Here is a 13047-nt window from a genome sequence, read left to right as displayed (position 1 = left end):
ACGTGAAGTTATTCCGGTGGGCTAGAGTGCGTTCATGACACGGGATGAGGAGCCGGAATGGCTCTCGCAGTCCGAGAAGGAGACGTGGACCGGCCTGGCGGCCCTGATGCTGCTACTTCCCGGAAAGCTGGATACCGCCCTGCGCCCCGTCGACCTCACGCTGTTCGAATACCTGACGCTCAGCCACATCTCCGAGGCACCCGACCGTCGAATACGCATGAGCGAGTTGGCATTCCTGGCCAACGGATCACTGTCCCGGCTGTCCAACGTCGTCAAGCGCTTCGAACAACGCGGCTGGGTGACCCGCTCCCCCGACCCCGCCGACGGGCGCTACACCCTCGCGCAGCTCACCGAGGCGGGCTACCGTCTGGTGGTCGAGGCGGCGCCGATCCACGTCCGTTCGGTGCGTGAGCTGATCCTGGACCGGCTGACCGCCACCGACCAGAAGGCGCTGACCCGGACCGCCGACAAGCTGCGGGTGGTGCACCCCAGCATGGGTTAAGCGGGCCGCCGCACGGCGCCCGGATTCAGATCCAGCAGCATCCGGCCCGACACCAGGCCCCACGCCACCGCCTGCGACACGCAGGAGGCCCGGTTGCTCGCCCCGAGTTTGACGATCGCGTTCTCCAGGTGGTGACCGGCGGTGCGGACGCTGATGAACAGCTGCGCGGCAATTTGATTGTTGGTCAGTCCCTGCGCGGCCAGGGTCAGCGCATCCAGCTCGCGCGCCGTGATGCCGAACGGCAACGCTTCGCGGGTCACCAGGATCACCCCGGTCAGACTGTCCTGCTCGAAACGGCGGGCGGTGCTGATGTGCCGGGCGTGCAACCATCCGGTGCCGTCGAACCACCTTGTCACCTCGGGCCGGAAGCTCAGAGCCGGCGCACGGGCGGCCAGGGTCATCTCGGCAACCAGCGTTCGTTGCAGCGGAGCATCGAAGGTGTCGCCGTGGATCAGCAGGTGCGCCTGGCCATCTGCGTCGACCGCCCAGGCCTGCGCCTCGGGCGCCATCAGTTCGGCGACCATACGGGGGCGTACCGAGAAGTCCAGTTGCTCCGCCATCTGCGCGCGTAGCGAATTGATCTCGGCCACATCGTCATCGCTGGGAAAGCGGGCATCATCGCAGTTGACGTGGATGGTGCCGGCATAGCTTCCGTCGGCGGTGACCAGCCGCGCCGACAGACCCTCGTCGAACCCCGCGGGCACGAAGACGCCCTGCACCGAATAGGTTTCGCGGTACTCGGGGAAGTCACGCCAGCGCAGCGCACCGAGGCCGCGCACCCGCATCTTCTCGAACAGCGGATCGTGGTCGATGAACCATGTGTTGAGATGCTCCATCACCTGATCCGGGTAACCGTGATTGGCGACGGCGATATGCCTGCGCCGGATCGGGTCCCACAGACTGATCGCCGACGCTGACGAGGCGGCACGCGAGCTCAGCGCATCCAGCATCTCGTGCGCGCGCGTCTCGATGCTCGCCGTGCTGTTCAGCACCTCTGCGTATGCGCCTGCCATCGGATCCTTCATCTCTCTTGCCCCGAAAGCATCATGTGCAGGCCATGTTTCACGAATGTTTCCACCGTGCAGCAGCCAGGCAACGGCGCCGCAGAAAATGGGAGAATCCTCCCATAGCTCCTCGGCCTGCTCGTTCTTACGCTGATCGCCAACGATCCACGGATATCGAAGGCGGTTCACATGAACAGACTCAGCGCGGGTGTGGCACTCCTGGCGGCGACCACTCTGCTGGCCTCCGGCTGCGGCAGCCGGGCCGGCGAGGACACCACCGCCGCCGAGGGGTGCGCCGACACGTCGGGCTCGGAGGTCAGCATCGGCGCCATCAACTCGCTCTCCGGCGGGCTGGCCGTCAGCGAGTCGGTCATCCATGATGCGATCGCGATGGCCGTCGACGAGATCAACGCCGACGGCGGCGTGTTGGGCAAGCAATTGGATCTGCTGTCCGAGGACGGCGCCTCGGATCCGACGGTGTTCGCCGAGAAGGCCAACAAACTGGTCAACAGCGACTGTGTGGCAGCGGTTTTCGGCGGCTACACCTCGGCCAGCCGCAAGGCGATGCTACCGGTGTTCGAGGACTCCAACGCCCTGCTGTACTACGGCCAGCAGTACGAGGGCCTCGAGTCCTCGAAGAACATCTTCTACTCCGGTGCCACCACCAACCAGCAGATCATCCCGGCCCTGGATTATCTGAAGGAGCAGGGCGTCACGTCGCTGTACCTGGTGGGTAGCGACTACGTGTTCCCGCGCACCTCCAATGCCATCGTCAAGGCCTACGCGGCGGCCAACGGTATCGAGATCAAGGGCGAAGATTATGTGCCGCTGGACAGTACGAACTTCGCCACCATCGTCAACAAGATCCGTAGCGCCGGCGCCGATGCCATCTTCAACGTCGTCGTCGGCGGTTCGCTGACGGCCTTCTTCCGCGAGTACAACAGCGCCGGCCTGACCGCCGAGACCATGCCGGTGATGTCGATGTGCGTCGGCGAGGAGGAGGTCAAGAGCATCGGTGCCGACACGCTGGTCGGCCAGCTGTCCTCGTGGAACTACTACGAGACCCTCGACACCCCGGCCAACAAGACCTTCGTCACCGACTTCAAGGCCAAGTACGGAGCCGACCGAGTCACCTCGGATCCGATGGAGTCCGCCTACACGGCGGTGTACCTGTGGAAAGCCAGTGTGGAGAAGGCGGATTCGTTCACCGTTGCCGACATCCAGGCCGCGGCCGACGGTGTCACCGTCGACGCCCCCGAGGGCTCGGTGACCATCGACGGTGAGAATCACCACGTCACCAAGACCGCCCGGATCGGCAGGGTCGCCCCGAACGGCCTCATCGACCAGGTGTGGCAGTCCCCGCAGCCCATCACCCCCGACCCCTATCTCAAGGACTATCCGTGGGCCGAGGGGATCACGGGCTGACATGCATCTGACACCCAAGGACGAAGACCGGCTGTTGCTGTTCCTGGCCGCCGAACTGGCCCGCAAACACCGCGATGCGGGACTGCGCCTGACCTACGCCGAGGCACGGGCGCTGATCGCCGATGAGGTGATCGAGGCGGCCCGCTCGGGCGCGAACGTCGCCGAGGCCGCGGCGCTGGGTGCGGGCATCTTGACCGATGACGACGTGCTGCCCGGCGTCCGGACCCTGCTGGGTTCGGTGCAGGTGGAGGCCTTTTTCGAGGACGGGCAGAAGCTCGTCACGGTGCACGACGCGATCTCTCCCGGTACCCGGCCCGCCGACGAGATCGCCTTCACACCAGGAGAAGTGCTGGCCGCCGACGGAGAGCTCGAATTGAATGCGGGCCGGGCGACCGTCTCGGTGAGCGTGCAGAACACCGGAGACCGCCCCATCCAGGTGGGTTCGCACTTCCACTTCTTCGAGGCCAACCGGGCGCTGCGGTTCGACCGCCGGTCGGCCTTCGGAATGCGACTCGACATCCCGTCGGGCCTGGCGGTGCGGTTCGAGCCCGGTGAGACCCAGGACGTCTCGCTGACCACCTACGGCGGTGAGCGCGTGGTGATCGGTCAGAACGATGTCACCAACGGACCCACCGACACCGCGGCGAGCGAGGAACTGATGAGCACGATACGAACCCGCGGCTTCCTGGAAACGGAGAGCTGAGATGGCCTTTTCCATCAGTCGGGCCCGCTACGCCGAGCTGTACGGGCCGACCACCGGCGACCGGGTGCGCCTGGCCGACACCGAACTGCTGGCCCGCGTCGAGGCCGATGCGACGGTTTACGGCGACGAGGCGGTGTTCGGCGGCGGTAAGACCATGCGCGAGGGCATGGCGGTGCACGGTGATGTGACCAACGCCGAGGGCGCTTTGGATTTCGTCATCACGAACGCGCTGATCATCGACGCGGTGCTGGGAATCCGCAAGGCCGACATCGGTATCCGGGACGGCCGGATCGTCGGCGTCGGCAAGGCCGGGAACCCGCGCACCATGGACGGCGTCGACCCGGAGTTGATCATCGGTGCCGGCACCGACATCCGTTCGGGGGAGGGCATGATCGCCACCGCCGGTGCCATCGACGTGCACGTGCATTTCGACAGCGCCGGTCTGGTCGAGGAGGCGATCTCCAGCGGCATCACCACCATGATCGGCGGCGGACTGGGCCCGGTCACGGTCGGCATCACCTCCTCGGGTCCAACCAACCTGGCCCGGATGCTGCGCGCCGCCGAGGCCTTCCCGATGAACTTCGGCTTCATCGGCAACGGCAGCGCATCGAGCACCGCACCGCTGATCGAGCAGGGCCTGGCCGGTGCCATCGGCTACAAGATCCACGAGGACTGGGGCGCCACCCCGGCCGCGATCCGGGCGTCACTGGACGCCGGTGACGAGCTGGATCTGCAGGTGCAGATCCACACCGACACGCTCAACGAGTCCGGGTTCTACGAGGACACCATGGCCGCGATCGGCGGCCGGGCCATCCACACCTATCATGCCGAGGGCGCCGGCGGCGGTCACGCACCCGACATCATGCAGGTTGTCGGTGAGCCGTATTGTCTTCCGTCGTCGACCAATCCGACCAACCCGTACACGCTCAACACCTTCGACGAGCATCTCGACATGGTGATGGTGTGCCACCACCTCAATCCCCGGATACCCGAGGATGTGGCGTTCGCCGAATCCCGGATCCGGCGCGAGACGATCGCCGCCGAAGACGTGCTGCATGATCTCGGTGCCATCTCGGCGATGGGATCGGACTCGCAGGGCATGGGTCGGATCGGTGAAACCGTCGCGCGCACCTGGCAGTTGGCCTCCCACATGCGCGCCACCCGCGGGCCGTTGCCGGCCGATGAGGGCACCGGGGCCGACAACGCCCGGATCCTGCGCTACATCGCCAAGCTGACCATCAATCCGGCCCGGCTGTTCGGGATCGACCATGAGGTCGGCTCGCTGGAACCCGGAAAGCTCGCCGATATCGTGCTGTGGGAGCCGAAATTCTTCGGAATCCGGCCCGAGGTGGTGTTCAAGGGCGGCTTCCCGGCCTGGTCGGTGATGGGTGAGGCCAATGCCTCGCTGATGACGTGTGAGCCGCTGAAGTATCGACCGCAGTGGGCGGCATTCGGCCAGACCCCCGCCGATGTGTCGGTCAACTTCGTGGCCGCCGCGGCGATCGACGCCGGACTCGGTGCGCGGCTCGGGTTGCAGACCCCGCTGGTGACCTGCCGTGGGTCCCGGGCGCTCACCAAAGCCGATCTGCTGCACAACGATTACCTGCCCGACATCCGGATCGAGCCCGACACCTACCGGGTGATCGTGGACGGCCAACTGTGCCAGAGCGTGCCGATGACCTCGGTGCCGCTGGGCCGCCGGTACACGCTGAAATAGTGAGGGGAAGCGATGAGTGAGGTGTTGCGCATCGGCATCGGCGGTCCGGTCGGATCGGGGAAGACCCGGCTGGTGGAGACGCTGGTGCCCGAACTGATCCGCAGGGGGTTGGGGGTCGCGGTGATCACCAACGATCTGGTCACCGACGAGGACGCCCAGCGGGTGCGTCGCAGCGGCGTCATCGACCCCAACCGGGTGTTGGCCGTGGAGACCGGCGCCTGCCCGCACACCGCCATCCGCGAGGACCCGTCGGCCAACCTGGCCGCGGCCCGCCGGCTGGCCGCCGAGTTCGAGGATCTGGACCTCATCCTGATCGAATCCGGTGGCGACAACCTGGCCGCCACGTTCACCTCCGACCTGGTCGACTACTGGATCTTCGTCATCGACACCGCCGGCGGGGACGATATCCCGCGCAAGAAGGGGATCGGGTTGCTGCAGGCGGATCTGTTGGTCGTCAACAAGATCGACCTGGCCGATCTGGTGGGTGCCGATCTGGACGGGATGCGCCGCGACTGCGCGGTGGCACGGCCGGTCAAGCCGACGGTGTTCACCGATCTGCGCTCCGGTGCCGGATTGGATGCCCTGACCGACGAACTGCTGCGCGGTGTCATGCTGACGGCCCGCACGTGATCGCCCCCGGTGAACTGAGCCTGCGCACCCGGGCGGATGCCACCGGCGCGACCAGGATCACCGGCCTGCGGCAGCGGTATCCGCAGCGGGTGACCATGGCGCTACACGCCGACGCCGAGTATCCGCGTGCGGCCATGCTGTGCGTGCAGAGCCCGAGCGGCGGCACATTCTCCGATGACGACCTGCAGACCACCGTGCACTGCGCAACCGGCACCCATCTGCATCTGACCAGCCAGGCCGCCACCCAGGTGTTCGCCGGCGGTGGCCCCGGCGCCCGGCACAACCTGCGGTTCACCGTCGAATCCTCGGCGGTGCTGGAGTATCTGCCCAAGACCGTCATCCCGCAGGCGGATTCGATGTTCACCCAGCGTCTTGAGATCGACGTGCAGGACGGCGGTGTCTACCTCGGGTGGGATGCGATCGCCGCCGGTCGGATCGCGCATGGCGAACGATTTCGGTATGCGGGGATCGACAGTGCGTTCACCGTGCGGGTGCAGGGCCGGGTGGTCGCCCGGGACCGGCAGGTGATCACGAACGGCGGCACCATCGGTGCCGACTATCTGGCCACCCTGCTGATCGTCACACCGGGGCAACCCGTCGACCTCGCGCTGGCCGCCGTCCGCACGGCGCTGACGGGCCATCCCGATGTCGAAGGCGGTGCCGGTGAACTACCCCTCGGCGCAGGCCTTTTCATCCGCGTCCTGACCGGTAGCGCACCGGCGCTGCATGCCGTCCAGCGGGCTCTACACACCGCAGCCCGCACCGTGCTACCCGTCCACCAGATCGCAAGGAGCGCCTGAGTGATAGCCGATGCCGTGCTCGGAATAATCGACGACCCGGTGTTCACCGGCCGGCAGCGCCACCATGTGGACATCGGGTGGGGTGACGCCGGTAAACATCGTCAGTTGGTGACCGCAGACACCGGTGTCGAGGTGCGGATCATGTTGCCCAGAGGCGCTTTTCTGCATCACGACGCGGTGATCGCCGATGACGGCACGGCCGTCGTGGTCGTCCGCCGGCCCGCCGAACCGGCGATCCGGGTGCGCTTCGCCGACAACACTCCGCGCGCCATGCTGCTGCTCGGGCATCTGCTGGGCAATCAGCATGCCCCGATCGACGTCGACGACGACGCGGTGACCGTGCCGCTGTTCACCAGCGCCGAGGCCGCCCGGGTGATGCTGAGCGGCATCGGCGTCATCGGCGAGGTGACCGAGATGGCGCTGGCCGGGCACGGTTGGGCGCGGACTTCGGCGGATGACCATGCCGGCCACCACCACTGACACCGCGACCGCACTCGCGCTGTGGTTGCAGTTGCACGACAGCGCGTTCCCGGCCGGTCGGTTGGTCCACAGTCACGGTCTGGAGCAATGGCTGTCCGCGCGGCCCGACGCCGACGCGGCCGATATCGAGGATGCGATCTGCGGGTATCTGCAGCGCGGTGTCGCCACCCTGGACGCCACCGTCACCGCGCATGCCTGGGCCGCGCCGGACCTCGACACCCTCATTGCTCTCGATGAGCTGACCGCCACCTACAAACTGTTCGGTAACGCCCGCACAGCATCGGTGACGGCCGGCCGGCAGCTGGCGGCCACCGCCTGCGCTATCGGCATCGGCGCGAAGCATCCGTATCTGTGCGCCGCGCTCGATGGGTCGACACCCGGGCATGCCGCCGTGGTGGACGGGGTGGTGCAGGCAGCGTTGGGCGTACCGCAACAGTGGGCGGTGTTGGGGGTGCTTCGCTCGATGTTCGCCTCGATGCTGAGCGCGGCGGTGCGGCTCGGCAGGCTCGGGCCGTTACAGAGCCAGCGCATCCAGTTGCGCACCGCCGAGTCCGTCGCCGAGTGGGCATCTGCGGCCTGCGCCCGGCCGCTGACCGACTTGAGCAACCTGTCCCCCGCACTGGAAATCAGCGGTATGCGCCACGAGGAACGGACGTCGCGGTTGTTCGCGACCTGAGTCCGCTCAATCGATGACCGAGAACATCACGATGGTCTGATCCCGGTGTGGGTCCATCAGCGCGTCACACGACAGCGTCAGGTGCCCCCGCTGCGGGTGATCGAGCCGCTTGATCATGTGCGTGGTGTTGATCGCGGTGGCGTCGGACCACAAGTCGGTGAACGCAGGACTGCCGGCCAACAGATCCTCGATGAGCCGATACGTCTGCTTGTCCCGCGGATAGCGGGCCGCGGTGGCGCGCAACTGTCCCGCCACCATCCGGGAGAACTCCTCGGCATGACTCATGCCGTAATGCCCCCTCTCCGAGAGGAAATGGCGTCGCGCGATATTGCGCTCGACCGGCGCGAGCGCGCCGAAATCCTCCATCAGGTCTGCGGCGGCCGCATTCCAGGCCAGGATGTCGAAGCGGGCGCTGAGCACCATCGCGGCGGTCGAACCCAACCCCCGGATCAGTTTGGCGACGCTCGGGCTGAGGTCGGTGCTGGGCTCGTCGCCCCATGGCGCGTTGCGTCCCGCGAGCTGGAACAGATGTCGGCGCTCGTCGGCATCGAGGCGCAGCGCATCGGCCACCGCACCGAGCACCTGCTCGGACGGTCCGCTGCCGCGGGCACGTTCCAAGTTCGTGTAATGCTCCACCGAGATGTGGGCGAGCGCGGCCACTTCGGACCGTCGCAGACCACTGGTGCGCCGACCCTTCGTCGGGAAGCCGAACGCCACCGGGTCGCGGCATTCCCGGATCGCGCGCACGAATTCGCCGACCGCCTGTCCGTCCATCCTTCGATGGTGGCACGACGGCGCTTCAAAGATCACCACTCGACGAGCTCACCCCGATCGCTGCGGAACTGACCCGTGCGGAACTCCTCGGCCAGCGCGATGGCCACGATGCCCGCCGCGCCCTCGGCCGGATCGCCGGCACCCTCCATGGGTTGGCCGTTGTTGAGTCCGGTCGATCGGTACCCCGGGCTCACCGAGAGCACCGAGATGCGTTCGGAAGCCAATTCTTTGGCATAGAGCACAGTCAGCATGTCCAGTGCGCTCTTGGACGCCTGATAAGCGGCCGCCGCCACATCGCTGTGCGGCCACTCGGGATCGCTGACCAGCCGGGTCGATCCGAGTTCGCTGGACACGTTCAGTATCCGAGGGCGCCGGGACGCCCGCAGCAGGGGCAGGAACGCGTTGACGACGGCGGCGGCACCGGCGACGTTGGTGTCGATGGTCTGCAGCAGCGAGGCCCGGCTCACCTGCGATGCCGGCAGGCCGTCACCGACGATGGCGGCATTGTTGATCAGGATGTCCAGTCGGCCATAGGTCTGCCCGACACGGTCGGCCGCGGCGATGATCGTCGCGTCGTCGGTGACATCGAGGGTCAGCACGTCCACGTCGAGGCCGTCGGCGGCCAACTTCTCGGCCGCGGCGCGGCCGCGCTGCCGGTCCCGGGACGCCAGTAGCACCCGTGCGCGCGCTTTCGACAGTTGCTGAGCCAGATGGAAGCCGATACCGGTGTTGGCGCCGGTCACCAGGACAATGGGGTTTTCTGTAGTGGTCATGCCTCCATCACAGCGCGGTGGACCCGGGGCAGGGAGTCAGAAGGTGTACCCCCTCACCGGGGAATTTTTGCCGTGGTCGGTGACCACCACGCTGCCGATGCAGATCGGCTGGCGAAGCTTCACCGACTGGCTGGACACCGATCTGCGCCCGCTGCTCAGTTGACTTTCAGCGCCACCTTGCCGGCCACCCGCCTGCCCAGCAGGGCATCGATCGCGGTGTCCAGGTTGTCCCAGGTGTCGCGCAGGCCGATTTGGGCGTCGAGCTGTCCCCGACCGGCCAGATCGAGCACATACTGCAGGTCCGCGCCCACCGGCCACGCCATCATGAAGGATTCGATGGTCTTGCGTTTCATGGTCATTCGCTCGGCCTCGAAATCGATCAGCGTGGGTTTCCCGGAGGCCGAACCGACCGAGATGACCGTCCCGCCGTCATCGAGCAGGCGCACGGTGTCGGCAAGCATGGCGCCGCCGACGTGCTCGAGCACGCCGTAGACGGGCGCCAGACCGTCGAGGCCGACCACGACCTCGTCGGCGCCGAGTTCACGCAGTCCCTTCCCCCGCTGCGGGCTGCCCACCGCGGCGATCACATGGGCGCCGGCGCGAGCGGCGAGTTGCACGGCCACCCGGCCCACCCCACCGGAGGCACCGGTGATGAGCACCCGCCTGCCGACCACGGGTCCGAGCCTGCGGATGATCTGCAGTGCGGTGACACCGGCAACCGGCAGCGCGGCCGCGGTCTCGAAGTCCACCGAATCAGGAAGTACCGCAACATTGTCCGTGGTGAGCACGCGTCGCTGCGCCCAGCCGGCCGACCAGTCCGCTCCGGCCACCCGGGTGCCCACGGACGGGCCCGATCCGTCGGCCGCCGCCGAGACGACGATGCCGGCGCTGTCCCAGCCCGGGATGTCGCCAGGCGCGTCGGCGTTGTCGCCGTAATACACCTCCCCGAAGTTCAACGAGATGGCCTTGACCTCGATCAGCAGCTCGTTCGGAGCGGTCGGCACCGGGTCTGGCGCCTCGGCGAGCGCGAACTTCCGTGGTGCGTCCGGATCGAAGACGATGGCGCGCATCAGTTCTCGACCACCGCGGTGACGCGGATCTCGAACCGCATCTTCGGTGCCCCGAGTGCGGTGACGCCGGTCTCGGTCCAGATCGGGGGACGGTCCGGCATCCGCGTGCGCATCTGGTCGATGACGATGGCGTTGTGGGCCTCGAAGTCCTCCTCCGGCGGCGCCAGCACGTGATAGGTGTTCACGTGCAACACGTCGGACCAGGACGCGCCCGCCGCGGCGAGGACCGTCCCGACGTTGTCGAAGGCCTTCACGATCTCGGCCTCCAGCGTCGCGGGAAAGTTCAGGTCGTCATCCCAGCCGCCCTGGCCGGAGATCTCGACCCGATCGCCGATGCGAACCGCCTGGTGGTAGTGCCGTTCCGCCAGGGCCGTTTCCCCCCAGCCAGGGGTGGCGAAGAACTGGATGTCTGAATTTTTTACTTCACGCATGAAGTTAACCGTACACGCGATCACTTCAAGCGTAAAGTCATTCGGATGGCGAGCGACGACGAACCCCAGTGGCTGTCCCCTACGGAGAAGGATGCGTGGACCGGCCTGGTCTCGCTCATGCTGCTGCTCCCCAACAAGCTGGAGACACCATTGCGACAGGTCGACCTGAGCCTGTTCGAATATCTGACGCTCAGCCACATCGCTGACGCCCCGCAGCGCCGAATCCGGATGAGCGAGTTGGCCTTTCTGGCCAACGGCTCGCTGTCGCGACTGTCGAATGTGGTCAAACGCTTCGAACAGCGCGGCTGGGTGCAGCGCTCACCCGATCCCGATGACGGGCGTTACACCCTGGCCACCCTGACCGACGCCGGCCACCGACTGGTCGTCGAGGCCGCACCGATCCACGTGCGCGCGGTGCGCGAGCTGGTGCTGGATCCGCTCACCGCCGCCGATCAGGCCGCGCTGACCCGCATTGCCTCCAAACTGCGCGTGGTGCCGCCCGGCTTCGAGGCCCAGCACGGCTGACTAGTCTGGACAACTATGACCGTTTCCCGCCTGCAGCCCTATGCGGTCACGATCTTCGCCGAGATGTCGGCCTTGGCGGCCCGCATCGGCGCGATCAACCTGGGCCAGGGCTTTCCCGACGAGGACGGCCCGGCCGGCATGCTCAAGATCGCCCAAGACGCCATCGCCGAGGGCGTCAACCAGTACCCGCCCGGTCTGGGCATCCCGGCACTGCGCCAGGCCATCGCCGCGCAGCGTCGACGCCGGTATGGCATCGAGTACGACCCGGAGACCGAGGTGCTGGTCACCGTCGGCGCCACCGAGGCGATCGCCGCCGCGCTGCTCGGCCTGGTCGAACCCGATTCCGAGGTGTTGGTCATCGAGCCGTTCTACGACTCGTACTCCCCCCGTCATCGCGATGGCCGGCTGCCACCGCGTCACGGTGCCACTGGTCCCCCACGGTCGCGGATTCGCCCTCGACGTCGACGCGCTGCGTGCCGCCGTCACGCCACGCACCCGCGCGCTGATCCTCAATTCGCCGCACAACCCGACCGGCATGGTCGCCTCCGATGCCGAGCTGTCCGCGGTCGCCGCGCTGGCCGTCGAGCACGACCTGCTGGTCATCACCGATGAGGTGTACGAGACGCTGGTCTTCGGCGTCGAGCACCGACCGCTGGCCGGATATCCCGGTATGGCCGACCGGACGGTGACGATTTCCAGCGCGGCCAAGATGTTCAACGCCACCGGATGGAAGATCGGCTGGGCATGTGCGACACCGGAGTTGATCGCCGGGGTGCGCGCGGCCAAGCAGTATCTGACCTATGTTGGCGGCGCCCCGTTCCAGCCGGCGATCGCGCACGCGCTGGACCACGAGGACCAGTGGGTCTCCGCGCTGCGCGACGACCTGCAGGCAAAACGGGACCGGCTGGGCGCCGCGCTGACCGATCTCGGCTTCGAGGTACACGACAGCGCAGGCACCTACTTCCTGTGCGCCGATCCGCGCCCCCTAGGCTACACCGACAGCACCGCCTTCTGCGCCGAGCTGCCACATCGGGCCGGGGTGGCTGCGATTCCCATGTCCGCATTCACCAGCGATGAACAGACAGCGGCGGCCGACCACAGCTGGAATCATCTGGTGCGCTTTGCCTTTTGCAAACGCGATGACACCCTGGACGAGGCGATCCGCCGCCTTGAGGTACTGAGGGCGTCCTGACGGGCAAAGGCCCGTTGTCCCTGAGGCGGTCGCTCTTCGAATACTGCTTGCGCACAGGCAGTATTCGGCGTAGGATCGAACACAAGTTCGAAGCGAAGTGGCTCCCACTCTCCGGGCGAGCCCGTGTCGGCGACTATGGGTCGCCGAAGAGGTTCGACGACCCTGACGAGGGGTGGTCTGAGCCGTGTTGCCCCTGTGGGGCGAGTGTGTGTTTGGCCTTGTCCGAAAGGTTGGGCCCGGGATCGACGCCGGCGTTAGTGATCTCAGCAGCGACCACGATATGCCCGGTTGTCGCGGCCGCTTGCGCGTTGTAACCCTGCAGCACACCTTTAGAAGCCTGCGGAA

Annotated in this window: 15 protein-coding genes and 1 pseudogene; 10 read left to right on the top strand and 6 right to left on the bottom strand. The window is 67.0% G+C overall.

The genetic code is table 11. The features are described from left to right. Positions 1–34: 34 nt before the first annotated feature. Positions 35–502, top strand: a complete 468-nt coding sequence (locus tag ACWDUN_RS29540; RefSeq protein ID WP_449934407.1) for a MarR family winged helix-turn-helix transcriptional regulator — start codon at positions 35–37, stop codon at positions 500–502. On the opposite strand, the gene ACWDUN_RS29535 is transcribed toward ACWDUN_RS29540, so the two are convergent. Then, the gene (locus tag ACWDUN_RS29535; RefSeq protein ID WP_449934405.1) at positions 499–1515 is read right to left on the bottom strand and encodes a LuxR C-terminal-related transcriptional regulator; all 1017 of its coding nucleotides are present in this window, start codon (positions 1513–1515) and stop codon (positions 499–501) included. The genes ACWDUN_RS29540 and ACWDUN_RS29535 overlap by 4 nt on opposite strands. A gap of 180 nt (positions 1516–1695) precedes the next feature. On the opposite strand from ACWDUN_RS29535, the gene urtA reads away from it, so the two are divergent. Genes urtA through ACWDUN_RS29500 form a run of 7 tightly spaced genes read left to right on the top strand, consistent with a single transcriptional unit; the run spans position 1696 to position 7937 of the window. Further along, positions 1696–2931: an urea ABC transporter substrate-binding protein gene (gene urtA, locus ACWDUN_RS29530; protein ID WP_449934404.1), complete on the top strand. Its 1236-nt coding sequence runs from the start codon at positions 1696–1698 to the stop codon at positions 2929–2931. Between the two features lies 1 nt (position 2932). Then, positions 2933–3634 (top strand): urease subunit beta, encoded by a 702-nt coding sequence (locus ACWDUN_RS29525; RefSeq protein ID WP_449934403.1) that lies wholly within the window; start codon positions 2933–2935, stop codon positions 3632–3634. A 1-nt stretch (position 3635) separates the two neighbouring features. After that, entirely contained in the window at positions 3636–5351 is a 1716-nt protein-coding gene (gene ureC, locus ACWDUN_RS29520; protein WP_449934401.1) for an urease subunit alpha, read from the top strand. A gap of 12 nt (positions 5352–5363) precedes the next feature. Further along, positions 5364–5981, top strand: a complete 618-nt coding sequence (gene ureG, locus ACWDUN_RS29515; RefSeq protein ID WP_449934400.1) for an urease accessory protein UreG — start codon at positions 5364–5366, stop codon at positions 5979–5981. Next, positions 5978–6781 carry an urease accessory protein UreD gene (locus ACWDUN_RS29510; RefSeq protein ID WP_449934398.1) on the top strand — a complete coding sequence of 268 codons (804 nt, stop codon included), beginning with the start codon at positions 5978–5980 and terminating at the stop codon, positions 6779–6781. The genes ureG and ACWDUN_RS29510 overlap by 4 nt, the downstream gene beginning before the upstream one ends. Further along, positions 6782–7261, top strand: a complete 480-nt coding sequence (locus ACWDUN_RS29505; protein WP_449934396.1) for an urease accessory protein UreE — start codon at positions 6782–6784, stop codon at positions 7259–7261. Then, positions 7242–7937, top strand: a complete 696-nt coding sequence (locus ACWDUN_RS29500; protein WP_449934435.1) for an urease accessory protein UreF — start codon at positions 7242–7244, stop codon at positions 7935–7937. The genes ACWDUN_RS29505 and ACWDUN_RS29500 overlap by 20 nt, the downstream gene beginning before the upstream one ends. Positions 7938–7943: 6 nt before the next feature. On the opposite strand, the gene ACWDUN_RS29495 is transcribed toward ACWDUN_RS29500, so the two are convergent. The 4 genes from ACWDUN_RS29495 to ACWDUN_RS29480 all read right to left on the bottom strand — a co-directional run bounded on the left by ACWDUN_RS29495 (position 7944) and on the right by ACWDUN_RS29480 (position 10985). Next, on the bottom strand, positions 7944–8711 hold the full coding sequence (locus ACWDUN_RS29495; protein ID WP_449934394.1) for a helix-turn-helix transcriptional regulator: 768 nt from the start codon (positions 8709–8711) through the stop codon (positions 7944–7946). 32 nt (positions 8712–8743) lie between these two features. Then, positions 8744–9484, bottom strand: coding sequence for an SDR family NAD(P)-dependent oxidoreductase (locus ACWDUN_RS29490; protein ID WP_449934392.1), 741 nt, complete (start codon positions 9482–9484; stop codon positions 8744–8746). A 155-nt stretch (positions 9485–9639) separates the two neighbouring features. Then, a complete protein-coding gene (locus ACWDUN_RS29485; RefSeq protein ID WP_449934390.1) occupies positions 9640–10554 on the bottom strand; it encodes a zinc-binding dehydrogenase in 915 nt (304 codons plus the stop codon). Then, positions 10554–10985, bottom strand: coding sequence for a Rid family hydrolase (locus tag ACWDUN_RS29480; protein WP_449934388.1), 432 nt, complete (start codon positions 10983–10985; stop codon positions 10554–10556). Before ACWDUN_RS29480 ends, ACWDUN_RS29485 begins: the two co-directional genes overlap by 1 nt. Before the next feature lie 45 nt (positions 10986–11030). Here ACWDUN_RS29480 and ACWDUN_RS29475 point away from each other — a divergent pair, with 45 nt between their 5' ends. Together ACWDUN_RS29475 and ACWDUN_RS29470 are read left to right on the top strand one after the other, a co-directional pair. Next, on the top strand, positions 11031–11510 hold the full coding sequence (locus ACWDUN_RS29475) for a MarR family winged helix-turn-helix transcriptional regulator (RefSeq protein ID WP_449934386.1): 480 nt from the start codon (positions 11031–11033) through the stop codon (positions 11508–11510). Positions 11511–11525: 15 nt separating this feature from the next. Beyond that, positions 11526–12702 (top strand): annotated as a pseudogene (locus ACWDUN_RS29470) (pyridoxal phosphate-dependent aminotransferase). 133 nt (positions 12703–12835) lie between these two features. On the opposite strand, the gene ACWDUN_RS29465 reads toward ACWDUN_RS29470, so the two are convergent. Then, positions 12836–13047: hypothetical protein (locus tag ACWDUN_RS29465; protein ID WP_449934384.1), on the bottom strand; the 212-nt coding region annotated here is incomplete at its 5' end.

It is taken from the genome of Mycobacterium sp. NPDC003323 (assembly GCF_053589535.1).
The sequence above is the reverse complement of the archived record's forward strand: the minus strand, read 5'-3'. Positions and strand labels throughout refer to the sequence as shown.